At 70.7% G+C, this 21,796-nt stretch carries 21 protein-coding genes; 8 read left to right on the forward strand and 13 right to left on the reverse strand.

Annotation, left to right across the window (positions count from 1 at the left end):
- The first annotated feature begins 110 nt into the window (after nt 1–110).
- Nucleotides 111–1,790, forward strand: coding sequence for a sensor histidine kinase (locus FB559_RS33820; RefSeq protein ID WP_141962094.1), 1,680 nt, complete (start codon nt 111–113; stop codon nt 1,788–1,790).
- A gap of 147 nt (nt 1,791–1,937) precedes the next feature.
- The gene (locus tag FB559_RS33825; RefSeq protein ID WP_141960998.1) at nt 1,938–2,771 is read left to right on the forward strand and encodes a universal stress protein; all 834 of its coding nucleotides are present in this window, start codon (nt 1,938–1,940) and stop codon (nt 2,769–2,771) included.
- Nucleotides 2,772–2,895: 124 nt separating this feature from the next.
- On the opposite strand, the gene FB559_RS46915 is transcribed toward FB559_RS33825, so the two are convergent.
- The 4 genes from FB559_RS46915 to FB559_RS33840 form a co-directional block, all read right to left on the reverse strand.
- Nucleotides 2,896–3,009 carry a hypothetical protein gene (locus FB559_RS46915; RefSeq protein WP_425455125.1) on the reverse strand — a complete coding sequence of 38 codons (114 nt, stop codon included), beginning with the start codon at nt 3,007–3,009 and terminating at the stop codon, nt 2,896–2,898.
- Nucleotides 2,967–3,254 carry a MerR family transcriptional regulator gene (locus FB559_RS33830; protein ID WP_141960999.1) on the reverse strand — a complete coding sequence of 96 codons (288 nt, stop codon included), beginning with the start codon at nt 3,252–3,254 and terminating at the stop codon, nt 2,967–2,969. The genes FB559_RS46915 and FB559_RS33830 overlap by 43 nt, the downstream gene beginning before the upstream one ends.
- The gene (locus FB559_RS33835) at nt 3,251–3,493 is read right to left on the reverse strand and encodes a hypothetical protein (protein WP_141961000.1); all 243 of its coding nucleotides are present in this window, start codon (nt 3,491–3,493) and stop codon (nt 3,251–3,253) included. Before FB559_RS33835 ends, FB559_RS33830 begins: the two co-directional genes overlap by 4 nt.
- Nucleotides 3,494–3,707: 214 nt before the next feature.
- Nucleotides 3,708–3,977 carry a hypothetical protein gene (locus tag FB559_RS33840; RefSeq protein WP_141961001.1) on the reverse strand — a complete coding sequence of 90 codons (270 nt, stop codon included), beginning with the start codon at nt 3,975–3,977 and terminating at the stop codon, nt 3,708–3,710.
- A 103-nt stretch (nt 3,978–4,080) separates the two neighbouring features.
- Between FB559_RS33840 and FB559_RS33845 the strand changes: the two genes are divergently transcribed.
- The 3 genes from FB559_RS33845 to FB559_RS44960 are packed head-to-tail and all read left to right on the forward strand — an operon-like array spanning nt 4,081 to nt 5,061.
- Nucleotides 4,081–4,893, forward strand: coding sequence for a helix-turn-helix domain-containing protein (locus FB559_RS33845; protein ID WP_141961002.1), 813 nt, complete (start codon nt 4,081–4,083; stop codon nt 4,891–4,893).
- A complete protein-coding gene (locus FB559_RS46920; RefSeq protein ID WP_221640315.1) occupies nt 4,881–4,973 on the forward strand; it encodes a DUF397 domain-containing protein in 93 nt (30 codons plus the stop codon). Before FB559_RS33845 ends, FB559_RS46920 begins: the two co-directional genes overlap by 13 nt.
- Nucleotides 4,936–5,061 (forward strand): DUF397 domain-containing protein, encoded by a 126-nt coding sequence (locus tag FB559_RS44960; RefSeq protein WP_246122288.1) that lies wholly within the window; start codon nt 4,936–4,938, stop codon nt 5,059–5,061. Before FB559_RS46920 ends, FB559_RS44960 begins: the two co-directional genes overlap by 38 nt.
- 1 nt (nt 5,062) lies before the next feature.
- Here FB559_RS44960 and FB559_RS33855 read toward each other — a convergent pair whose 3' ends face one another.
- The 5 genes from FB559_RS33855 to FB559_RS44965 all read right to left on the reverse strand — a co-directional run bounded on the left by FB559_RS33855 (nt 5,063) and on the right by FB559_RS44965 (nt 10,508).
- Nucleotides 5,063–5,845 carry an HAD-IIA family hydrolase gene (locus FB559_RS33855; RefSeq protein ID WP_141961003.1) on the reverse strand — a complete coding sequence of 261 codons (783 nt, stop codon included), beginning with the start codon at nt 5,843–5,845 and terminating at the stop codon, nt 5,063–5,065.
- A 58-nt stretch (nt 5,846–5,903) separates the two neighbouring features.
- On the reverse strand, nt 5,904–7,577 hold the full coding sequence (locus tag FB559_RS33860) for an ATP-binding SpoIIE family protein phosphatase (RefSeq protein ID WP_141961004.1): 1,674 nt from the start codon (nt 7,575–7,577) through the stop codon (nt 5,904–5,906).
- Complete coding sequence (locus FB559_RS33865; protein WP_141961005.1) at nt 7,574–8,242, reverse strand: class I SAM-dependent DNA methyltransferase; 669 nt, start codon at nt 8,240–8,242, stop codon at nt 7,574–7,576. The genes FB559_RS33860 and FB559_RS33865 overlap by 4 nt, the downstream gene beginning before the upstream one ends.
- Before the next feature lie 211 nt (nt 8,243–8,453).
- Entirely contained in the window at nt 8,454–10,058 is a 1,605-nt protein-coding gene (locus tag FB559_RS33870; protein WP_246122290.1) for an adenylate/guanylate cyclase domain-containing protein, read from the reverse strand.
- 201 nt (nt 10,059–10,259) lie between these two features.
- Entirely contained in the window at nt 10,260–10,508 is a 249-nt protein-coding gene (locus FB559_RS44965) for a hypothetical protein (RefSeq protein ID WP_221640317.1), read from the reverse strand.
- 1,266 nt (nt 10,509–11,774) lie between these two features.
- Here FB559_RS44965 and FB559_RS33885 point away from each other — a divergent pair.
- Both FB559_RS33885 and FB559_RS33890 read left to right on the forward strand, forming a co-directional pair.
- Complete coding sequence (locus FB559_RS33885) at nt 11,775–12,713, forward strand: aldo/keto reductase (RefSeq protein WP_221640318.1); 939 nt, start codon at nt 11,775–11,777, stop codon at nt 12,711–12,713.
- Nucleotides 12,714–13,031: 318 nt separating this feature from the next.
- Entirely contained in the window at nt 13,032–13,937 is a 906-nt protein-coding gene (locus FB559_RS33890; protein WP_141961007.1) for a hypothetical protein, read from the forward strand.
- A gap of 469 nt (nt 13,938–14,406) precedes the next feature.
- Here FB559_RS33890 and FB559_RS33895 read toward each other — a convergent pair whose 3' ends face one another.
- The 3 genes from FB559_RS33895 to fdhA all read right to left on the reverse strand — a co-directional run bounded on the left by FB559_RS33895 (nt 14,407) and on the right by fdhA (nt 18,128).
- Nucleotides 14,407–16,047: a thiamine pyrophosphate-binding protein gene (locus tag FB559_RS33895; protein WP_141961008.1), complete on the reverse strand. Its 1,641-nt coding sequence runs from the start codon at nt 16,045–16,047 to the stop codon at nt 14,407–14,409.
- Nucleotides 16,044–16,817, reverse strand: a complete 774-nt coding sequence (locus FB559_RS33900) for a cyclase family protein (protein ID WP_141961009.1) — start codon at nt 16,815–16,817, stop codon at nt 16,044–16,046. The genes FB559_RS33895 and FB559_RS33900 overlap by 4 nt, the downstream gene beginning before the upstream one ends.
- A gap of 108 nt (nt 16,818–16,925) precedes the next feature.
- On the reverse strand, nt 16,926–18,128 hold the full coding sequence (gene fdhA, locus FB559_RS33905) for a formaldehyde dehydrogenase, glutathione-independent (protein WP_221640319.1): 1,203 nt from the start codon (nt 18,126–18,128) through the stop codon (nt 16,926–16,928).
- Between the two features lie 228 nt (nt 18,129–18,356).
- Between fdhA and FB559_RS33910 the strand changes: the two genes are divergently transcribed.
- The gene (locus tag FB559_RS33910) at nt 18,357–20,384 is read left to right on the forward strand and encodes an LCP family protein (RefSeq protein ID WP_141961010.1); all 2,028 of its coding nucleotides are present in this window, start codon (nt 18,357–18,359) and stop codon (nt 20,382–20,384) included.
- Between the two features lie 464 nt (nt 20,385–20,848).
- Here the strand turns inward: FB559_RS33910 and FB559_RS33920 are convergent, their stop codons facing one another.
- Complete coding sequence (locus FB559_RS33920) at nt 20,849–21,700, reverse strand: glycosyltransferase (RefSeq protein ID WP_246122292.1); 852 nt, start codon at nt 21,698–21,700, stop codon at nt 20,849–20,851.
- Nucleotides 21,701–21,796: the final 96 nt, after the last annotated feature.

The raw sequence follows: 21,796 nt of genomic DNA on the forward strand, positions 1-21,796 counted from the left end.
ATGCCCTGTGACCTGTTGTTTCATACTGAATTGAGCAGGAAGTGGACACATCAGGACCGGAGGCAGGTGCCGTGCCCCCTGACAGGCAGCCCGGGGAGGACCGCGCCCGTATGGTGCTGCCGCAGTTGAGGCTGGATGATCTGCTCGCCGAGCTGCAGTCGCGGCTCGCGGCGGTGCTCGTCACCCGTGATCGGGTGCACGCCCTGCTGGAGGCGGTCGTCTCGATCGAGAGTGATCTCGAACTCGAGACCGTTCTGCAGCGGATCGTCGAGGCGGCCACGACCCTGGTCGACGCGCGGTACGGCGCGCTCGGGGTGATCGGGGAGCGCGACCGCCTGGCGCGGTTCGTCACCGTGGGCGTGACCGAGGAGGAGATCGCCGCGATCGGCCACTGGCCCACCGGCCACGGCATCCTCGGCCTGCTGATCAAGGAACCCTCCTCGATACGCCTGGCCGACCTGTCCTCGCATCCGGCCTCCTTCGGCTTTCCCGGGGCCCATCCGCCGATGCGGAGGTTCCTGGGAGTGCCGGTACGCGTGCGGGAGGAGGTGTTCGGCAACCTCTACCTGACCGAGAAGGCCGACGGCGGGGAGTTCGACGAGGACGACGAGAACGTGGTCGCCGCGCTCGCCACGGCCGCCGGTGTCGCGATCGAGAACGCCCGCCTCTACCAGGACGCCCGGCAGCGGGAACGCTGGCGGGAGGCGTCCGCCGAGGTGTCCACCTCCCTGCTGTCCGGCACCGCCCCCGCCGAGGTGCTCGCGCTGGTGGCACGGAGGGCCAGGGAGATCTGCGACGCCACGTTCGCCACGGTGGCGCTCGCCGACGGGGAGGAGCTGACCGTCGAGGCGGCCGACGGAGAGGACGCAGGCCTCCTGCTCGGCCGCCGTGTCGGCATCGACGACGTCCTGGCGGGCCCGGTGATCCGTGAGGGTGACTCGCTGATCCTCGCCGACGCCTCGCGGGCCGCCCGCGACGTCGCGTCCCCGCCACCGGTGGCGATGGGCCCCGCCCTGATCGTTCCGCTCGGTACGGGACCGGTCGTACGCGGCGTGCTCTCCGTCGCCAACGCCCCGGGCCGCCCGGCCTTCACCGAGTCGTCGCAGCGACTGCTGGAGGCGTTCGCCGCCCAGGCCGCGGTGGCGCTGGAGCTCGCCGAACGGCGCCGTGACGCCGAGCGCCTCGTCCTGCTGGAGGACCGCGACCGGATCGCCAAGGATCTGCACGACACGGTGATCCAGCGCCTGTTCGCCACCGCCATGACGCTGATGAGCGCGATCAAGATCACCCAGCGCCCCGACGTCGCCGTACGTGTCCAGCGCGCCGTCGACGACCTGGACGAGACGATCCGGCAGATCCGCTCCACGATCTTCGCCCTGCAGGCCACGCCCGGAAACACCCCGGCCCTGCGCAACCGGATCCTCGCGGTGACCGAAGGGATCTCCGAGAGCCTGGGCTTCGCGCCCGCCGTACGACTGGAGGGACTCGTGGACACCACGGTGAACGACGAGATCGGTGAGCAGCTGATCGCGGTCCTGCACGAGGCGCTCTCCAACGTCGTACGGCACGCCCACGCCCACCGCGTCAGCGTCTCGGTCCACGCCGGGGAGGATCTGGTGCTCATCGTCGAGGATGACGGCACCGGGATACCGCAGGGCGGGCGCCGAAGCGGCCTGCGCAACCTCGCCGACCGGGCCAGGAACCTCGGGGGGTCCTTCGAGACCAGGGACCGCGAGGGTGGCGGGAGCGTCCTGGAGTGGCGCGTCCCGCTGGTGGCCCCGCCCGGCTGACCCGGCACGCCGTGGGAGGCGAGCGGCCCCGTACCTGGGGACCTTCGGCCCCTTCTTGGAGGCCTGCCGTCGCCGCGACGCTGGGGGGAGCAGGCTCGCGGCGGTCGGGGGTCACCGCCACCTGCGCAGACCACTGAGGAGTGCACCATGATCCAACCGATCGTCGTCGGAACCGATGGCTCGGCCCGAGCCGACGTCGCGGTGGAGTGGGCCGCCGACGAGGCCACGCTGAGGCGGTGCCCGCTGCACATCGTGTACGCGGCGGAGCGCTGGGACTACGACGTGCCCTTTCACGCGGCACCCGGGATGTGTGAGTCCCTCACCGAAACGGGGGAGCGCGTCCTGGCCGAGGCCGTCGAACGCGCCGCCAAGGCCCGCCCCGGCCTGCCCGTCACCACCGAACTGGCCTTCGACTCACCGGCGCGTGCGCTCCGGTCGCAGGGCCGCAGGGCCGACGAGATCATCGTCGGTCACCGCGGGCTCGGCGGCTTCACCGGGATGCTGCTCGGTTCTACGAGCCTTCGCGTCGCGGGCCACGTCCCCGTACCCGTGATCGTCGTACGCGGCGAGGTGTGCGAACGCCGGGGCGAGGTCCTCGCCGGTGTCGACCTGTCCGAGGACGGCACCCATGTGCTGAGGTACGCCTTCGAGGCGGCCGCGCTGCGCGGTGCGTGGGTCCGGGTGGTGCACGCCTGGCGGCTACCCGTGACGCCGCTCGCCGTACGCGAGACGGCCGCCCTGAGCCAGGAACGCCTCACCGACGCGATCGCGCCCTGGCGGGCGGAGTTCCCTGACGTGGGAGTGGTCGAGCAGACGCCGTGCGGTCACCCGGTCGGCGAGCTCGCGGACCGCTCCTCCCGCGCCGCCCTGCTCGTGGTCGGCTCACCGGAACGCGACCACGCCCCCTGCCTCGGCTCCGTCGCCCACGGAATGATCCACCACGCCGACTGCCCGGTCGCCGTCGTACCGCCGCCGGGGTGACGGTGCCCGGCCCGCCGGCGTACGGGTGACGCGGCGTCACTCCGGTCACTGCGGTGCGCGTGATGAATTCCTCGATGACCCGTCCTGGTGGGGGAGCCGTGGAGGCGATGGCGCGGCGCCCCGGTCACGGTGGGCGGGCCGGCGGTGCCCCGGTTCGGCTTCTCAGGGTGACGTGCCGGCCGAGGACGCCGCGCGTCAGGTCGTAGCCGTAGCCGAGACGCTCGGCGACCCGCCTGATGCTCCAGCCCTGTTCGTAGGGGCGCGCGGTGTCTTCGGCGATCGGTCGCGTGGTGGCGTCGGCACCAGCGCGTTCTGGACGTCCGTACGGGTGTAGCGGCGGTGACCGCCGGGAGTCCGCAACGGCGTGAGCCTTCCCTCGCGCGCCCACTGGGCGATGGTCGAGGTACGCACGCCGAAGATGTCCGCCACCTCCCGTGGCCTGAGCAGTTCCTCGCCGGCGGCGTCGCGGCCTATCGCGCTCACAGGGACGGGCTGCTGAGGGGATGGCCGACGGCGGCGAGGCGCTGTTCGATCTGCGCGATCCGGGTGTCGCCGATGCCGTTGATCTCGCCCAGGCGGCCCGCACGGGCGATCCGGAGAACGTCCGCCGACGTCTCGGGCCGCGGGAACGACCGCAGCCCGCGAGCGAGACCGAGCGGGACGTACACGCTGGGCGGCAGTCCGATCTTCGTGAGCCTGGTGTCGAGCGGCATGACGCGCATGGCGCACTCCTTCGCCGGGGCGTGGGGGATTGGTCTTCGGCCCGCATCCCCGGGGGACCTCCCCGGGGATGCGGAGTCCGTCATCCTTGGAGCCGTCACCTGATCCAGCTGACGCCCGTGTACCGCGCGTCCGGCGAAAACGCGGCCGTCGTCACCAGGACAGTCGTCATCGGAACAGCCGTCACCAGAACAGCCGTCATCGGAACCACCGTCATCAGAACAGCCGGACCGTGACGACCCGGGAGATCAGCTCGATGGCACGATCGATCTGCTCGGCGGGGCAGATCGGCCGTTCCCAGGACCACCACCACATCAGCACCCCGTCCGCGTCCGGCCTGAGGGTGACCGTCTCGGCCATGCGCTCATTTCCATCGGATGCGTTGATCTTGATTTTCCCTGCAGGTTCCAGAACGTCGAAGGCCAGGCCGGCTTTCTCACATGTCGCGGCCATTCGTTGAATGATCTTTTCGGTATCTTGATTCATGCTCTACAGATTGGCGCCGGCCCAGTACGCTGGGAATGAATAACGCGCGCAGCACGCAGGCACAAGAGCCGATTCGAGTCGTGTACGGAGGGTGTACAGGTCCATGGCAGGCGAACACATGACGGCACGCCAGTTCGTCGGTAAGGAGATCCGCCTCGCGCGCGAGGCGAAAGGCCTGAGCCGCGTCGAACTGGCCAAGAAGTTCCCCGTCTCGGAGTCACTCGTCCGCTGGTGGGAGTCCGGCCGCACCGCGCCGGGGGAGCAGTGTGTAGGAAAACTCATCACCATCCTGGACCTGCCCGAGATGCTCCAACACGTGCTCGACGACCTGGCCTGCAACGAGGTAGCCCCCGAATGGCTCGGAAAGTGGCTCGCCGTGGAGGAGAAGGCAACGACGCTACTGACATTTGAGCCGCTGGTAGTGCCCGGTTTGCTGCAGACTGAGGATTATGCGCGCGCGGTTCTACGTCTCGGCAAGGAATCTCCACTCGATTTGGAAGGGAAGGTTAATGACCGGCTAGGGCGACAACGCGTACTGGCCCGCGAAGAGCCTCCGCTCTATCACGCGATCCTCGATGAGGCGGCGATAACTCGGCCGGTAGGTAGCCCACAAATCATGTGCGATCAGCTGATGCATGTGGCGGATCAGGCCGAGCAGAGGGAGATGATCATCGTTCAGGTCATCCCCTTCCGCGTGGGCGCGCATGCCGGATTTGCAGGTGGGGCGATCGTCTTAGCGAGTTTTGACGGCGCGGAGGTCGCCTACGTGGACAACGCCCTACGTGGTGACGTAATCGAAAAGTCGGAAGACGTCATGGTCATCCGTAGGCTGTGGCAGAAGCTGAGTGCCAAGGCGCTCTCGGAAGACGAATCAGCCCTACTCATCAGGGAAGCAGCAAGGAAATGGGCAACTTGAACTGGCGGAAGTCCAGCCGCAGCACGAACAACGGCGGCAACTGTGTCGAGGTGGCCGTCGCTGAAGAAGACGATGGGTGAGCTGGGCTGGCGGAAGTCCAGCGGCAGCTCGCCCAACGGCGGTAACTGTGTCGAGGTGGCCGTCGTCGATGAGGACGACCTCACCTAACTCAGTCGACCATGTCCACCAGTTCGGCGATCGAGGCGGCGATGCGTGAGGGCTTGAAGGGGAACCGGTCGACGTCGTTCGGCTGAGTCACGCCGGTCAGGACCAGGATCGTGTAGAGCCCCGCCTCCATGCCCGACACGACGTCGGTGTCCATCCGGTCGCCGATCATCGCGGTCGTCTCGCTGTGGCCGCCGACGGTGTTGAGTGCGCTGCGCATCATCAGCGGGTTCGGCTTGCCGACGAAGTACGGCGTCACGTTGGTGGCCTTGGTGATCAGTGCGGCGACCGCTCCGGTGGCCGGCAGCGATCCCTCGGCCGACGGGCCCACCGGGTCCGGGTTGGTCGCGATGAACCGGGCTCCGCCGTCGATCAGGCGGATCGCGCGGGTGATCGACGTGAAGCTGTACGTACGGGTCTCGCCCAGTACGACGTAGTCCGGGTCGATGTCGGTCAGCACGTACCCCACCTCGTGCAGCGCCGTCGTCAGGCCGGACTCGCCCAGGACGAACGCCGAGCCGCGCGGGCGCTGGTCGTTGAGGAACTGCGCGGTGGCCAGGGCGGAGGTGTAGATCGCCTCGGCGGGCACGTCCAGACCGGCCGCCCGCAGGCGTACGTGCAGGTCTCCCGGCGTGTAGATCGAATTGTTCGTGAGTACCAGGAACCGGCGGCCGGCCTCGGTCAGCCGGGACAGGAACTCCCTGGCTCCGGGCACCGGCCGGCCCTCATGGACGAGGACCCCGTCCATGTCGGTCAACCAGCACTCGATCTGCTTACGCTCGCTCATGACATCAGCATCCCGCAATGACGTGAACAGCGCGTACTCCGGGGCCAAAGCACGAGGGCTAGAGCGCGAGCTCGAACCAGACGGCCTTGCCGGAGGCGGTGTGGCTGGCGCCCCAGCGGTGGGAGAGCCGGCTGACCAGGTAGATGCCGCGCCCGCCCTCGTCGTTGTCGCCGGGTTCGCGCAGGACGGGCAGGTTGTGGTCGTCGTCGGTGACCTCGCACAGCAGAGTCTCCGTGCGCAGCAGCCGCATCGTGATCGGCCGCGTGGTGTAGCGGATGGCGTTGGTGACCAGCTCCGTCGCCAGCAGCGACGCGGTGTCGATCTCCTCGTCCAGGCCCCAGCCGGCGAGTGTCGTGGCGATCAGCCCGCGTACGTGGCGTGCCGCCTCCGCGTGCGGGCGCATGGTCCAGTGGGCCACGCTGGCGTTCGGGATGCCGTCGAAGCGCGCGATGAGGAGGGCGACGTCGTCCTCGCGCTCGTCGGTGTGGAGGGCGCGCAGGACGTTCTCGCACAGGTCGTCCGGGGTGGCGGCGGCCGTGGTCAGGCTGTCGCACAGGGCGTCGAGCCCTTCGGTGATGTCGTGGTCGCGCGACTCGACCAGGCCGTCGGTGCACAGCGCGATCAGTCCGCCGTCCGGCGTCGGGACCTGGATCGTCTGGAACGACACATTGCCGACGCCGAGCGGGACCCCGGCCGGGACCGGGATGAGCTCCGCGCGGCCGTCAGGGTGGACGAGCACGGGCGGAACATGCCCGGCGTTCGCGATGGAGCAGCGCCGGGCGACCGGGTCGTACACGCAGTACACGCAGGTCGCGAGGTACTGCTCGCTGTACTGCCCGACCGTGTCCTCGAAGAGCCGGTCCAGGTGGCGCAGGACCTGGTCCGGAGGCGGGTCGAGGGCGGCGAGGGTACGCACCGCCGTACGCAGCTGGCCCATCGTCGCGGCGGACTGCACGCCGTGCCCCATCACGTCGCCCACCACGAGCGCGACGCGGCTGCCGGGCAGCGGGATCGCGTCGAACCAGTCACCCCCGACCTGGGCGGCACGGTTGCCCGGCAGGTAGCGGTACGCGATCTCGACGCCGGCCAGCTGTGGCGGATGCTTGGGCAGCATGCTGCGCTGGAGCGCGTCGGCGACGCGCGCCTCCCGCTGGTAGAGCAGCGCCTTGTGGGCGCCGAGCGCCGCCTGGTCGGTCATGAGCGTGGCGGTCAGCACGTCGATCTCGTCGAAGCCGGATCGCTGGGCGCCGCGCAGCAGGACCGCGAACCCGAGCATGTGCTGACCCGCCCGCAGCGGCGCCACCAGGAGCGAGCCGGGCGGATCGGCGGGCAGCAGGCAGTCGAGATCGTGGCGCTCGTGGTCCGGGCCCGGCCACATGACCAGCTGCCCGGTGGCCATCGTCATGGCGAACGGCCCGGTCAGATCGCACACGGCGACCTTGCCGGTGAGCGGGTGGCCGGTCGGCCGGACGTCCTCGGCGATCGCTACCTGGCGGAGGACGCCGTCGCGCGGGGCGCCGGGCAGCTGAGGAGGTTCGCCGTCCGTGAGCACCTTTTCGTACAGGTACGCCGCGGCGAGGTCGGCGATCCGTGGCACGACCGTGTCACACAGCGCGCTGACCACCTGGGTGAGCTCGAGATCGCCGCCGATGCGCACCGTCGCGGCGTGCAGGAAGGCGAGGTGCTCGTGTACCTCGGCGGATTCGGCCCGCTCCTGACCGCGCCACCTCACCGACGACCGTCACGGCGGCAGAACAGGAACAGCTGCACCTCGGGGGCGAGATCGGTGCTGGCCGGCGCGTACGACAGGGATCGTAGCTCGATGATCTCGAAGCCCGCCTCGGTCACGAGCGCCCGCAGCTCATCGCGTACGTAGCCGGTGACGCGTACGGGGCTGCCGAGGAAGTCGAGGGGAGTGTCGTCGAGATCGGCCTCCACCATGCTGAGCAGAAAGTACCCATCCGGCTCGAGCAGATCGTGGATTTTGGACAGAACGGGAGGGATGTCCGCCCGGGGCAGCATCAGCAACGAGAAGAATGCGACGATTGCCGCAAAAACCCCTAAAGACGGATCGAGGTCGGCGATGTCATCGTGGTGGAATTCCGCCTCCGGGACCTCGCGGCGGGCCAGCCGGAGCATCTCCTCGGAGATGTCGACTCCGGTCACCTTGTGCCCGGCGTCGACGAACTGGCGCGCCGTCGGCATGCCCGTGCCGCACCCGGCGTCGAGTACTCGCGAGCCCGCCGCCAACCGCTCGATCAGCCACGAACCGGCCGCGACCTGGCCCTCCTTGTGCGGGAACGCCTGGTCGTAGTGCTCGCCGATCCGATCGAAGGCCCAGGCCTGCATGGCCCGCCGATCGGCACGGGCGCGTACGACATCGTGATCCTCGGCCATCACACCGTCCTTCCCCCGCTCATCGGGTACGCGAGCGCGGAGCTATTCAACACGGATTGCGGCTCAACCTCCGCAGAACTCCGGTTACAAGCATTGGTTGAATTCGTATCCATTGGCGGGCGGCGAGGAGGATGACCCTACGGGCCGCGAACGACGCCTACGGAGAAGGTAGGGGCTTTCGCGTCATTTGCCCACCCCGATACGCCGGTGGTCACTTGCGGTTGATGATCCTGAGGACGCGCTGGATACCTCTCGGCGGCGGAGGGCCGAACGGCGTGGCCAGGCGGGTACGCGCGGGGCGGCCGCGGAGAGTCACCGTGTTGCCGAGGCGCCAGTGCGCGGCCTCGGCCGGCTGCGCGGCGGCGACGACCGTGGCGGAGGCCAGGAGGCGTTCGTTGGTCGACTTGGCGATGTCGCTCAGCCGTGCCGCCTCGTTGACCGGGTCGCCGATGACGGTGTACTCCAGCCGCTCCTCCGCGCCGATGTGGCCGGCGACCACCTGGCCCGACGAGACCCCGATCCCGGCCAGGAGCTGGGGCAGCTCGGCCTGCAGCCGCCGGGAGAGCTTGCGCGCGGCGGCGAGGGCCTGCCCGGCTGGGTCCTCCAGCGGCTGCGGCGCACCGAAGATCGCCAAAGCCGCGTCGCCCTGGAACTTGTTGATCAGACCGCCGTGCGCCGACACGACGTCGACCACGATGCCGAAGTACGCGTTGAGGAGGGCGACGACCTCACCGGGCGGCCGGGTCGCGGCCAGCCGGGTCGAACCCTGGAGATCGGCGAAGATCACGGCGGCGTCGCAGACCTCGCCGCCACCGAGCGCGACGCCGTGCTCCAGCGCGTGCCGGGCGACGTCCTCACCGACGTGCCGGCCGAACAGGTCACGTACGCGCTCGTTCTCGCGCAGGCCGTCCACCATGTGGTTGAACCCGGCCTGGAGCCCGCCCAGCTCGCTCGCGTCGTAGACGGGTATCGCCGCGCCGAGGTCACCGCGTTCGATCCGGGCGAGCCCCTCGCGTACCGACCGCACGGGATCGGCGACCGCCCGCGCGGCGATGTAGGTGATCTGGAACCCCACCAGCAGGGCGACCCCGCCGAGCACCAGAATCGTGACCGCGAGCTGGGTGAGCGACATGCCGGTGACCACGAGCGCGGCGATCGCGGTGATGACCAGGCCGAGCAGCGGCACGGCGGTACCCAGCGCCCAGGCGAGCATGGTCCGCGGCGTGATGCCGAACCACCCGTCGTGCGTGGCCGCCCGCGCCGCCATCACCACCGCCGCGATCGGCCGCAGCAGCCGCTCGGTGAGCAGATAGACGACCGCGCAGGTGGTGATCGCACCGAGCAGCGTGATCATGCTCACCTTGAGCGCGAGCAAGGGTGAGAAGGCGAGATCGATGGCGGCCCAGACGACGGCGCCGAAACCCCAGAGTGTCGCCTGCATGGCCATGAGCCGCAACGGCCCGCGCAGAACCGCCCGGCGCTCGGCCTCGCTGGGGTCGTGTTCGTGCCCGGCGAAGCTCCGCACCGGCCGGAACAGCCGCATCCCCCAGGCGACCCCGATCGGCGCCCCGAAGACGACGTAGGCGGAGAAGACCACGAGGTTGATCAGCCGGATCTTGTCCGGGTTGGACAGTCCGGGCGGGTCGGGCATCACGAAGGTGGAGAACAGCAGGACGAACAGGGCACCACTGAGATTGGCGCCACCCACCGCGAAGATGAGCAACCACCGCGTACGGCGCTCGAGCACGGCAAGGGGGGCGCCGTCCGGACCATCGAGCCAGGCCCGGAGCCCCCCGGTTCGCGTCCTCCCGGCCACTGACAACCCTCCCCGTCCCGGTACATCAGGGACACCAGTGTTACCGAAACCGGGCAGCCGGGTAACGCCACCCACCCGATTGGCCCAGGAAGCCCCACCCGGACGCGGCGATGACCCTTCGGGCTTGGGGGTCGCGGTGCCCTCTATGTCTTGGTCGCCTGGTATTCCCGTCCGATTTCCGGCGGGCGCTACTGCAATCCCTCAGCGGCGAGGACGCTCGCCGACGCCAGGACGCCAGGACGCCAGGACGCCAGGACGCCAGGACGCCAGGACGCCAGGACGCCAGGACGCCAGGACGCCAGGACGCCAGGACGCCAGGACGCCGGGACGCCGGGACGCCGGGACGCCAGGACGCCAGATCTGCGTGCCATCACCGTCCACGGCGAGTTCAGCGCCGGTGGTACAGGTGGCGTCGAACGCGAGGAACACCGTCGCCTTGGCGATTCCCATGCGCAGCATGGGAACGTTCGCAGATGTAGGGTCCCTGGCCGGGTGCCGGGTGCCGGGTGCCGGGTGCCGGGTGCCAGATGCCGGGCGGCGGGCGGCGGGCGGCGGGTGCCAGGTGCTGGGCGGCGGGCGGCGGGCGCTGGAGTGCCCGCACAAGTCCGGATGACGGACACGGGCGTCGGCGGGTGCATTGAGCAGCTCGGTTGCATTGAGCAGCTCGGGGACCCTCCTAGGGCGGTGATCGCCGGTTGGCCGCCGTGCGGCGCCGTCGGCCGCCCCACCCCCTGGGGGAGGACGAACGCGACCGCCCCCGGCCCGGCCGTCCGGCGCCGAACGCGCCCTCACCCGCCGCCGGGGGAGATCCTCGACCGCCACGCTTCGAACCCGCACGCGAGCCGCGGCCCTGCTGCGCCTGCGCAACGGTCCGTTCCACCCCCTCGCAGCCAAGGCCCCCGACCTCGTCTGCGCCATCAACCCGCCTTCCCTGCCGGCCTGCTGACCGGCCTGGCCGCCGATCAAGGGGCGAACTTACAACGTAAAGGCGGGCGCCTGGATGTTGCGCCTGCCACATCCCGGTCTCGTACGCCCGTGACCCGGCTCTGCGCCCGCCACCGACCGCGTCGTGGCCGGACCGGACGGACCGAGCGAGAGCCGGCTGGTGCGGTGGACCGGCGGCAGCCGCTCGATCTCCAGAGTGAAATCAGGCGTAGGCCCCAGAGAAGTACCGGAGGGCAACCCTCTCGCCGCCGGCAGGCTCATCGGCGAGACAGGGGCGGATCCGGCGCGCAGTGGCAGGCGGCGAAGACCGGTGACCGTGCACCCGGGCCATGTGTGGGGGCGGGGGCTGTGCACCCGGGCCATGTGGGGGCGGGGGCTGTGCACCCGGGCCATGTGGGGGCGGGGGCTGTGCACCCGGGCCATGTGGGGGCGGGGGCTGTGCACCCGGGCCATGTGGGGGCGGGGGCTGTGCACCCGGGCCATGTGGGGGCGGGGGCTGTGCACCCGGGCCATGTGGGGGCGGGGGCTGTGCACCCGGGCCGCATGGCACTCAGGTGCCCGTCGTGTCGCAGGCCCGCATGTCGCGTTTGCCCCGGCGGCGTGGCACTGGCCGGATGCGCCGCGCTGAAGGAGTCGTCCCGTACGAAGCGTCGACCTGCACCGAGCGTCTGGAGCCTCGGCGCGTTCGCCTGCTTTGGCGCCTTCGTCCCCCACGCCTCCTCCTCCGGGCCGGGCGGCGGTGGCGGGCGGAGGGCGTGGGAGCGTTGGGGGATGACGGTCATGCGGCGGATGGGGCTGGGGCTGGCGGCGCTCGGGCGGCCCGCGTACATCAACCTGGGGCGGAACGGTGAGTTGCCGGCCGAGCGGACGGTCGAGGCGATGCGGGCGGCGACCTGGCGCGTGCTGGACGCCGCGTACGCCGCCGGGGTTCGGTGGGTGGACGCGGCGCGTTCGTACGGGCGGTCGGAGGAGTTCCTCGCCGGATGGCTGGAAAAGCGCCGTCCCTCCGGCATCACCGTCTCCAGCAAGTGGGGGTACGCCTACGTCGGTGGCTGGCGGGTCGACGCCGACGTGCACGAGGTCAAGGAGCACTCACTCGCGCGGTTCACGGCGCAGCTCGCCGAGACCCGCGGGCTGCTCGGCGCGCACCTCGACGTCTACCAGGTGCACTCGCTCACTCCCGACAGCCCGTTGTTCGGCGACGCGGCGCTGCAGGACGCCATCGCGGCGCTGGCCGATGACGGTGTACGGGTCGGGTTCTCCACCTCCGGGCCCGCCCAGGCCGACACCGTACGGCGGGCGCTGGAGCTGGAGGCCGGCGGGCGGCGGCTGTTCACGACCGTCCAGTCGACCTGGAACCTCCTGGAACCCTCCGTCGCCACCGCCCTCGCCGAGGCCCACGATGACGGTGTGCATGTTCTCGTCAAGGAGGCGCTCGCGAACGGGCGGCTGGCGGCCGACCCGCCGGAGCCGTTGCGGCGGGCGGCGGAGCGGTACGGCGCCGGAGCGGACACGGTCGCGCTCGCCGCGGCGCTCGCCCAGCCCTGGGCGGACACCGTTCTGTCAGGGGCGGTCAGCGTCGCGCAACTGGACAGCAACCTCCAGGCGGGGACACTCACCCTAGACGGGCACGAACGGGACGAACTAGTGCGTTTGGCGGCCTCCCCGGACGATTACTGGAGGGACCGCGCCGCTCTGACCTGGAACTGAATCAGATTCGGTCGCGTCTGGCACGATCTGGGCGGAAATCATTCGCCGGATGTGGCGACCCCTCCACGGAGGAGTAAGCGCAGGACAGGCGCTATACCGAGCGGTATCCCAGGTTGCCGGGTGTCAAGATCGCCTCGACTCGTCCGCCGAATGGCGGGACATGGTCGTTTGTATACGCGAATATGACTATCTGCACCCGACCGAATCCGCAACGGCCGGGGCCATTTGGAGACGAGGGACACCCGTTGTCGAAGCGACGCCGCACGGAAGGCTCGGTGCATGGGCACGTCTGATGTCAGGGGAGCCATCCTGGCAGCGATGGCGACCATCATCTACTACTTGGGCTTCATCGTCTTCCGGGTTTCGGCGACCCGGATGCCCGTACTCCGCGGCACTCGCCCGCTCCAGCTCGTCAGATACACCTACACCAACTGGCTGTGGCTCACCGGTGTGGTCATCGTGCTGTCCGGCGTGGTCATCCAGGCCGAGGCGTTGACGATGCTGCCGCTCAGCCTCGCCATACCGATCTTCGTCGCCAGCCTCGCGTTCATCCTCTTCTACGCGGGCGTCTTCTTCCGGGAACGGCTCACCGCCAGAGAGTGGCTCAGCACCGGCCTTTTCGGGCTGGCGACCACGTTCATCGGGATCTCCAACGGCGACCGCCAGGTGATGACCGACTATGTCGCCGGCCCCGTCATGCTGGCCGCGGTCGTGATCCCCGGTGTGGTGATCACCGTGGTCGTCCTGGTCGGTGGGGACGTCCGCGCGTTCGGACGTCACGCTCGGCCGCTGGCCGGGGTCGCGTACGGGTTCGGTACGGGTGTCAGCCTTGGTATCTCCGAGCTCTCCATCAAGGGCGTCGCGACCATCTACAGCAACGACGGCTTCGCCGCCGCCGCGCACAGTCCCTACCCCTATGTGGCGATCGGGATAGCGGTGTTCGGCCTGGCCCAGCTGCAGATCGGACTGCAGCGCTGCCGAATCTCGATCGTGGCGACGGTCCTGACGGTGGCGGCAAAGACCGAGCTCGCGGTGTTCGGACCGCTGCTCTTCAAGGAGCCCTGGCCCACCGACCGCCTGATGCTCGTCCTGCGGCTCGGCGGGTTCGGCCTGGCCCTCTTGGCCCTCGTCATGTTCCCCAGACACGAGACCGCACAGGAGACGTCCGGCGCCCCGCTGCTGCACCTCCAGCCCGGCCTGACCCCCCGCCGCGAACGCGCCTGACCCCACGGCGGGGCGCGAAGGGCCTGACCGCACGGCGGGACGCGAAGGCGCCTGACTGCACGGGGGGTGCGAAGGCGCCTGGCCGCACGGTGGGGTGCGGAGGTGCTTGACCCTACGGTGGGGCGCGAAGGCACCTGGCCGCATGGCGGTCGCGAACGCGCCTGACCCCACGGTGAGGCACGAAGAGGTCTTATCGCATGGCGGGGCGCGGAGGCGCTTGACTGCACGGGAGGCTGCGAAGGCGCCTGGCCGCACGGTGGGGAGCGGAGGTGCTTGACCGCCCGGCGGAGCGCGAAGGACCCTGACTGCACGGGAGGATGCGAAGGCGCCTGGCCGCACGGGGGCGCGAACGCTCCTGACCCTACGGCTAGCCACGAAGGCGCTCGACCGCACGGCGGGGGCCAAGGTGCCTGGCCTCACGGCGGGGCGTCAAGGTGCCTGGCCGCGCAGAAGCGGGGGAACGGCGGGTTCAGTGTCCGCGGAACGCCTCCTCCAGCCACCATGACGGGCGCCCGGTCGTCACCTTGGCGTGTACGACCAGGGGCCGGTCGCGCGGGCCGGTCAGCCAGTCCGAGACCGGGGCCAGATCCTCCCGGCGGCGTACGGTGATCGCCGAGCATCCGAACCCCCGGCCGATCTCCGCGATGTCGGCCGGCGGGAACCGGACGGTGTCGAGCGGATGCCCGTCCGGGCCGAAGTGGTGGACCTCCGCGCCGTACGCCTCGTCGTCGTAGACCACGATGAGCAGGCCCAGCCGCAGGCGCACGGCGGTCTCCAGCTCGGCGATGCCCATCAGTGCGCCGCCGTCGCCCAGCGCGGCCACCGTCAGCCGGTCGGGGCGGGCGACCGCTGCCCCGATGGCGGTGGCCAGGCCCAGTCCGATCGACTGGTATGCCTGCGTGAACACCAGGCCGCCTTCGGGCACCTCGAGGTACATCGCCGGATAGCCCATGAAGTTGCCGGAGTCGACGGCGACCGTGCGCGGCGCCGGCAGCAGGTCGTCCAGGGCGATCGACAGCGTCCGCGGATCGATCGTCGCATCGTCCGAGTCGTCCTCGAACGGAACGTCGCGCCAGCGCACCTCGCGGGCGAGTCGCGCCGCCAGTTCGGGGGAGCGGGCGCCAGGGGACGAGTGGCCGCGACGGGCCAGCTCCGCCTCGACGGCCAGCGCGGTCCCCGCGACGTCGCCCACCAGGCCGAGGTCGATCCGGCGGTTGGCGCCCAGCGCGCCGGTGTCCAGGTCGATCTGGACGACCGTCGTGCCCTCGCCGACCAGCGAGCCGTGGCGGAGCGTCCACATGTTGAGCGAGCAGCCCCACCCGACGAGCAGGTCGGCGCCGCGGACCAGCTCGGCCGTCACCGGTGAGGCGAAGCCGCCGCTGACGTCCAGGTCGAACGCCTCACCGCGGAACAGCCCACGTGCCACCGCCGACGTCGCGAGCAGTGCACCGGTGCGTTCGGCCAGCGCCCGCAGGGGAACGCCGGCCGCCCGCGCGCCGCGGCCGGCCAGGAACACCGGCCGCCGGGCGCCGGCCAGCACGTCGGCGAGCCGGGCGAGGGCCTCCGGCGGCGGCACCGGCGCGGGTGGCTCCGGTGGCGGTGCCACCTCGGAGGGCCCGGTGTGCTCGGCGGCCTGGACGTCGAGCGGCAGGCCGAGCACGACGGTGCGGCGCTCGATGACCGCCGTGCGCCACGCGCGTGCCAGGTCGGCCATCGCGGACGCGGGGGAGTGGAGCCGCTCCGGCACCGCACCGACGGCGGTGGCCAGCGCCGCCTGGTCGACGCGGAAGTTGGACCGCACCGCCGCCCCGGCGGTCTCGGCGGCCAGCACGAGCAGCGGCGTGCGGCTCTTGGCCGCCTCGGTGATCCCGGTGAGCGCGTTGGTCAGGCCAGGCCCCTGGTGCACGGACAGCACGCCCACGCCGCCGCCCGACCGGGCGAACGCGTCGGCCATCGTCGCGGCACCGGCCTCGTGCCGGGCCGCGACGAACCGGGCGCCGCCCGCGACCAGCGCGTTGGTGACGTGGAAGTTGCCGCTGCCCACGACGCCGAAGACGGTGCGGACGCCGAGCCGCGCGAGCGCCTGGCCCACGGCCTCCGCGACGATCAATGCTCGACCAGGGCGAGGACGCGTGCCGGGCTGCCCGAGCCGCCGACGATCGGCAGCGGCGAGGCGATCACCGCGGCACCGCGTACGGGCAGCCGGTCGAGGTTGCGCAACTGCGTCAGCCCGTACTTGCCCGCGCCGAGCAGGAAGGAGTGGCACGGGAACGGCGGGTCCAGCCCCGGGGCGCCGCCCGCGTCCGTACCGACGGTTTCCACGCCGAGGCCGATGATCGGTGTCTCCTCGGCCAGCCAGCGCGCGCACTCGGCGGAGATGCCCGGCGTGTGCGAACCGGTCTCGTCGGCGTTGAGGAACTCCTCCTGGTCACTCGAGCGCGTGTCCCAGCCGGTCCGGTAGAGCAGCCAGCCACCGTCGGGAAGCGGGCCGTTGGTCTCGGCCCACGCGCGTACGTCGTCGATCTGGAGCAGGAAGTCGGGGTCGCCCGCGACCCGGTCCGCCACGTCGAGCACCACCGCGGGGGCGACGAGCCGCCGGGGCGCGACCTGGGAGACGTCCTCGCCGTCGCGGCCGGTGATCCAGTGCACGGGGGCGTCGAAATGGGTGCCGGTGTGCTCACCGGTCACGATGTCGTTCCAGTACCAGGCCGGTCCCCGGTCGTCGTAACGGCTGATCTCCCGCAACGAGAAGTTGACCGTGTTGCCGAACGGCTCGGGCAGCTTCAGGATCGGCGTCGTCTCCGAGAGCGGAGCGGTCAGGTCGACGACCTCGATCGAGCCGTCGCCGATCGCGGCGGTCAGTTGAGCGAGCAGGGACATAGGTCCTCCCACCGGCCCGTACGCGGGGGGCGTCCCCGCGGGCAGTGGCCCGAACGTACCGGGCGCGGGGCGGCGACGGCCACCACCCCGCGCTCGCTGTGGAAAACCTCAGGCGTTCACCAGCCCGTGCGGGTCCAGCACGTACTTGCGCGCCGCGCCCTGGTCGAACTCCCGGTACCCGGCCGGAGCGTCGTCCAGCGGGATGACCGTGGCGTTGACGTTGCGGGCGATCTGTACGCGGTCGTGCAGGATCGCCATCATCAGCTGCCGGTTGTAACGCATGACGGGGCACTGGCCGGTGGTGAAGACGTGCGACTTGGCCCAGCCGAGCCCGATCCGTATCCCGAGCTGCCCGACCTGGGCGTTCTCGTCGACACCGCCAGGGTCGCCGGTGACGTAGAGACCGGGGATGCCGATGCCGCCGGCCGCCCTGGTGATCTCCATGACTGAGTTGAGCACGGTGGCCGGCTGCTCGCCGGCGTCCTTGCCGTGGCCGCGGGCCTCGAAGCCGACGCAGTCGACGGCGGCGTCCACCTCGGGTACGCCGAGGACCTGCTCGATCTGCTCGGGGAGGTCGCCGTGCGCGGACAGGTCGATGGTCTCGCAGCCGAAGCTCCTCGCCTGCTCGAGCCGCGAGTCGACCATGTCGCCGACGATGACGACGGCCGCGCCGAGCAGCAGGCACGCCGTGGCGCACGCCAGGCCGACCGGCCCGGCGCCCGCGACGTACACGGTCGAGCCGGTGGTGACCCCGGCGGTGTACGCGCCGTGGTACCCGGTCGGGAAGATGTCGGACAGCATCGCCAGGTCGGTCAGCTTGGCCATCACCGTGTCGCGATCGGCCGGGATCTTGAGAAGGTTGAAGTCGGCGTACGGGACCGTGACGTAACGGGCCTGACCGCCACGCCAGCCGCCCATGTCGACGTAGCCGTACGCCGCGCCGGCGCGTGCCGGGTTGACGTTCTCGCACACGCCCGTGTTGCGTTCCTTGCAGTTGCGGCAACGACCGCACGCGATATTGAAGGGGACGCTGACCAGGTCGCCCTTCTTGATGAACTCCACGTCCGAGCCGAGCTCGATCACCTCGCCGGTGATCTCGTGGCCGAGTGTCTGGCCCACGGGGGCGGTCGTACGGCCGCGCACCATGTGCTGGTCGGAGCCGCAGATGTTGGTGGCGAGGACTTTCAGGATCGCTCCGTGCTGGAGTCTGCGTCCGTTCTGTTCGTGCAGCGTCAGTTCCGGATAGTCCAGATCCTCGACAGTGACAGTGCCGGATCCCTGGTACACGACGCCTCGGTTGGTGTCCGCCACGACTGGTCCCTCCAGTTTTGGGGGTCTTCGTCGGAGCCCGGGGCGGTGGCAGGCCCCCGCCCGCGGGTGCCTTGGCCTGTTAAATTCTACGCTTCGCTAACTAGGCCGTTAATGTCTGCGGGCAGGGCGATCCAGGGCTTATGGACAACGAGTCGCGATTGTCCGGCGTCCTAGGGGAGAGCGAAACTTTTCGTACGGCCACGGCCTGCGAGCGAGCGATGAGGTGTGATGGCCGACAGCGACGCCGACGACGCGGCGAAGGACGTGGGCGGCGAGGACCGGAAGGCGGCCGACGAGGCCGACGGTGCCGGGCACGCGGAATCCGGCACCGAGCCGGAGGCCGTGCCGGATGCCGGGTCCGGAGTTGAGCCGGATGGCGGGGTCAAGGGCGGGTCGGGGTCTGGGGTGGAGCCGGAGGCCGAGTCCGGGGCTGGGCCGGACGCTGGGTCCGGGGCCGTGTCGGACGCCAAGTCCGGAGCTGAGCCGGATGGCGGAGCCAAGGGCGGGTCGGGGTCTGGGATGGAGCCCGGGGCCGTGTCGGGCGTTGAGTCCGGGGCTGGAGCGGGCAGCGGGTCCAAGGGCGGGTCGGGGTCCGGAATGGAGCCCGAGGCGGTGCCGGACGCCGAGTCGGGCCCCAGGCCGGACGGCGCGTCTGGGGTTGTACCGGGCGCCGGGGCCGCAGACGAGTCGAAGGCGCGGGCCGGTGACGTACGGTCCGACGGAACGGATGTGGCCGGCGACGGGTCCACCCCTGCCGAGGCGCCCGAGCCTGGCCCCGCCGACGCCGACGCCGACGCCGACGCCGACGCCGACGCCGACGCCGACGCCGAGCCTGTCGTGGCGGCCGCATCGGCCGAGCCTTCCGAGTCCGCCGAGCCTTCCGACTCCGCTGAGCCGAAAGAGCCCGCCGTACCAGCCGAGCCGGCCATGCCCGTGCGGCGGCGGCGGAGGCGGGGGCTGCGCTGGGCGGCCGCCATCGTCGCGGTCCTGGTGCTGGCGGCCGGGAGCACGGTCGTGTTCATGTACGAGCGGCTTCAGGGCAACATCCACAAGGAGCACGTCGAGGACCAGCTCGGCCCGGACCGTCCGGCCAAGCTCAACAAGTCGATGAACATCCTCCTGCTCGGCTCCGACTCCCGGGACGGGGCGAACCACGACTACTGGTCCCCGGACATCAGCGGTGAGCGCTCCGACACGACGATCCTGCTGCACCTGTCGCCGAACCGGGACCGCGCCGTGGCGATCAGCTTCCCGCGCGACTCCATGGTCCAGGTGCCGCAGTGCGAGAAGAAGAACGGCCAGAAGGTCCCGGCCTTCTTCGGCATGATCAACGCCGCCTTCGCGTACGCCGGCGCGTCATGTACGTGGAAGACGATCGAGTCCACCACCGATATCCACATCGACCACTACGTGAAGATCGACTTCACCGGCTTCAAACGGGTCGTCGACGCGCTGGGCGGAGTCGAGATCTGCGTCCCGCACGCCGTCAACGACCCCCGGGCCAACCTGAGCCTCAGGGCGGGCCGCCAGGTGGTCAGGGGCAACGCCGCGCTGGGCTACGTGCGTACCCGGTACGGCCTGGGCGACGGCTCGGACCTGGAGCGCATCCAGCGGCAGCAGAAGTTCATGGCCTCGGTGGTCAACAAGGCCACGAGCAGCAGCATGCTCACCGACCCGGCGCGCGTGTACAAGTTCCTGGACGCGGTCACCAAGTCCATCGCCACCGACGACAAGCTCAGCCTGTCCGCGATGAGGAAGCTGGCCACGAGCCTGAAGGGGATCAGCGCGGGCACGGTCCGCTTCGTCACTGTGCCGACGCAGGTCTACCCGAGGGACCCCAACCGGGTGCAGTGGGACATGGCACAGGCCAAGCCGCTGTTCGAGGCGATCCGCAGCGACGACGCGCTACCCGCGCCGAAGCCGGCACCGCCGCAGGTCGAACAGCCCAAGCCGCAGGAGGTGAAGGTCCGCGTCGTGAACGCGCCCAAGAAGGCGGTCAAGGCGCTCAAGGACCGGCACTTCAAGGTCACCTCGGCCAAGGGCCCCGTACAGACCGAGACCAAGATCCTGTACGGCCCGGGTGCCGAGCGTCAGGCCGACGCCCTCGGAGTCGCCGTCCCCGGCGTACGCATCGTCGCGGACCAGACCGTGCCCCCGGGCACCGTCTCGCTGGTCGTCGCACCGGCAGGCGTGCAGGTCACCCCGGTGATCCCCAAGGTCAACGGCGAGATCAAGGCCGACCAGATCCCCTGCTAGGGGGGCTGTCTCAAAGTCATGCTGTTGCCGTGGGGCGCCGCCTGGGCGGCGCCCCACGGTGTTATCCACAGAACCCCGCTCTACTTCCGCCCGCGGCTGTTCTGGCTGGACAATGAGAGTGGGATGGCACCCCCGGGCGGGTGGGCTCCAGGTGGGTGGGCTCCAGGTGGGTGGGCTCCAGGTGGGTGGGCTCCAGGTGGGTGGGCTCCAGGTGGGTGGGCTCCAGGTGGGTGGGCTCCAGACGGGTGGGCTCCAGACGGGTGGGCTCCAGACGGGTGGGCTCCAGACGGGTGGGCTCCAGACGGGTGGGCTCCAGACGGGGCGGGGCCCAGACGGGGCGGGGCCCAGACGGGGCGGGGCCCAGACGGGGCGGGGCCCAGACCGAGGGCTTCGAGGCAGGCCGTAGCCGATGCCAACGCCCGCCGAGGCTCACGAGGAGACCTCGGCGGGAACCCGGCACAAGCTCACCCGCCAGGCGACGGCCGGCCGGCGAGTACCGCCTCGTTGGGCCGGGGTCCGGCGCGCACTCCCGCCCACAGCCCACGGAAAAGCTCTCGCAAGAGGCGCGCCCGGTCGGAGGAGCCCGCGAGGCTCCGGGCCCAGCGCCGCAGCGTCGACCCCGCGTACAGCAGCCGCTCGCCCGGAGCCAGGCAGCGGCTGCGGGTGAACAGCCAGGTCTTGTTCCGCACCTCGTAGAAGAACCGCGCGCCGGGGTCGAACACCGGCGACGCGGTCCGGTGCACGACGACGCTCGAAGGGCACAGCAGTCCGAGGCGCCCGCGCAGCAACCGCAGTGTGTACTCGAAGTCGTCGTTCCACAGGAAGTAGTCGGCGATCGGCAGCCCGCACTCCCGTACGGCGCCCGCGTCCAGCAGCACGGACACGAAGGACGCGGACCGGATCCGGCCGGGGGCCCCGGAGCGGAGGGCCCGCGGAGTGTTCATCGGATGGTCGCCGCCGTCGGTCCAGACGACCCGGCTGGCGGCGAGCGCGGGACGGTGACGGCCGAAGGTGGCCAGCAGCTCCGCCAGAGCGGACGGCGAGGGGAGCGTGTCGTCGTCCATCAGCCAGAGCGCCGTCGCGCCGAGGTCCAGGGCACGGGCGATCCCGGTCGCGAAGCCGCCGGCGCCACCGGTGTTGTGCGGCAGTGCGAGGAGTTCGATCTCGGGAAAGCGCGACCGAACGAGCCGAGCCGTGCCGTCCGACGAGGCGTTGTCCACGACGACCGTCGCGTCCGGCGTACGGGCCTGAGTGCGGAGGGCTGTCAGTGCCTCGGTCAGAAGATCTCGCCGGTCGTGGGTGACAACCACAGCCACGACATAAGCGTCTTCCAACTGACATCTCCTGACATCCCACACCATTGCTGGTTAATGGGTTGAAACCGCTCGAAAGCGAAGGCGCAAAACTAGCAT

Origin of the sequence: Actinoallomurus bryophytorum, assembly GCF_006716425.1 — a bacterium.
Lineage (GTDB): Bacteria > Actinomycetota > Actinomycetes > Streptosporangiales > Streptosporangiaceae > Actinoallomurus > Actinoallomurus bryophytorum.

Coding starts and splice junctions, on each gene's coding strand:
- FB559_RS44965 (WP_221640317.1), bottom strand. CDS start 10,508: ATGGGAATCGCCAAGGCGACGGTGTTCCTCGCGTTCGACGCCACCTGT.
- FB559_RS33910 (WP_141961010.1), top strand. CDS start 18,357: ATGGCCGACAGCGACGCCGACGACGCGGCGAAGGACGTGGGCGGCGAG.
- FB559_RS33845 (WP_141961002.1), top strand. CDS start 4,081: ATGGCAGGCGAACACATGACGGCACGCCAGTTCGTCGGTAAGGAGATC.
- FB559_RS33900 (WP_141961009.1), bottom strand. CDS start 16,817: ATGTCCCTGCTCGCTCAACTGACCGCCGCGATCGGCGACGGCTCGATC.
- FB559_RS33835 (WP_141961000.1), bottom strand. CDS start 3,493: ATGCGCGTCATGCCGCTCGACACCAGGCTCACGAAGATCGGACTGCCG.
- FB559_RS33890 (WP_141961007.1), top strand. CDS start 13,032: ATGGCGACCATCATCTACTACTTGGGCTTCATCGTCTTCCGGGTTTCG.
- FB559_RS33825 (WP_141960998.1), top strand. CDS start 1,938: ATGATCCAACCGATCGTCGTCGGAACCGATGGCTCGGCCCGAGCCGAC.
- FB559_RS33820 (WP_141962094.1), top strand. CDS start 111: ATGGTGCTGCCGCAGTTGAGGCTGGATGATCTGCTCGCCGAGCTGCAG.
- FB559_RS33855 (WP_141961003.1), bottom strand. CDS start 5,845: ATGAGCGAGCGTAAGCAGATCGAGTGCTGGTTGACCGACATGGACGGG.
- FB559_RS33840 (WP_141961001.1), bottom strand. CDS start 3,977: ATGAATCAAGATACCGAAAAGATCATTCAACGAATGGCCGCGACATGT.
- FB559_RS46920 (WP_221640315.1), top strand. CDS start 4,881: ATGGGCAACTTGAACTGGCGGAAGTCCAGCCGCAGCACGAACAACGGC.
- FB559_RS33865 (WP_141961005.1), bottom strand. CDS start 8,242: ATGGCCGAGGATCACGATGTCGTACGCGCCCGTGCCGATCGGCGGGCC.
- FB559_RS33885 (WP_221640318.1), top strand. CDS start 11,775: ATGACGGTCATGCGGCGGATGGGGCTGGGGCTGGCGGCGCTCGGGCGG.